General features: G+C 67.2%; 1 protein-coding gene. It reads right to left on the bottom strand.

Features of this window, described 5'->3' with window-relative positions:
* The coding region (locus tag ACLBYB_RS32810) for a GTP-binding protein (RefSeq protein ID WP_447701381.1) at positions 1-402 on the bottom strand (402 nt) is incomplete at both ends.

The following is a 402-nucleotide window of genomic DNA, read 5'->3' as shown; positions in this document are numbered from 1 at the left end:
TGTAGCTGTCCACGGTCGCCATCAGCGCCAGGACCGCCTCCTTGCCGATCTTCGGCTCCTTGTCCTCGAGCGCCATCAGCGCCGAGCCCTTGGTGATCGGGATGTCGTCGCCCGGGAAGTCGTACTTGGAGAGCAGCTCGCGCACCTCCAGCTCGACCAGCTCCAGGAGCTCCTCGTCGTCGACCATGTCGACCTTGTTGAGGAACACCACCAGCGCCGGGACGCCGACCTGGCGGGCCAGCAGGATGTGCTCGCGGGTCTGCGGCATCGGGCCGTCGGCCGCCGACACCACCAGGATCGCGCCGTCCATCTGCGCCGCGCCCGTGATCATGTTCTTCACGTAGTCGGCGTGGCCGGGGCAGTCCACGTGCGCGTAGTGACGGTTCTGCGTCTCGTACTCCA

This window comes from Methylobacterium sp. D54C (assembly GCF_053345595.1).
The sequence above is the reverse complement of the archived record's forward strand: the minus strand, read 5'-3'. Positions and strand labels throughout refer to the sequence as shown.